Annotated in this window: 1 protein-coding gene; it reads left to right on the top strand. The window is 46.1% G+C overall.

The window, feature by feature from the left end:
• On the top strand, nt 1–269 hold a 269-nt coding region (locus HMPREF2979_RS06475; RefSeq protein WP_148132230.1), incomplete at both ends, for an ATP-binding cassette domain-containing protein.

Here is a 269-nt window from a genome sequence, read left to right as displayed (position 1 = left end):
AAAACCGTTCTTGAAAATGTAACCTTGGCACCTATCAAGGTTCTTGGAATCAGTAAGGCAGACGCTGAAAAGACTGCTGAAAAATTCCTTCGCTACGTTAACATGTGGGACAAGAAAGATTCATACCCTGGTATGCTTTCTGGTGGGCAAAAACAACGTATCGCTATCGCCCGTGGTCTTGCCATGAATCCTGAGCTCTTGCTCTTTGACGAACCAACGTCAGCTCTTGACCCAGAGACTATCGGTGACGTGCTTGCGGTTATGCAAAA

This window comes from Streptococcus sp. HMSC078H12 (genome assembly GCF_001814615.1).
GTDB lineage: Bacteria > Bacillota > Bacilli > Lactobacillales > Streptococcaceae > Streptococcus > Streptococcus salivarius_F.
This window is presented reverse-complemented; position numbering and strand designations above follow the sequence as displayed.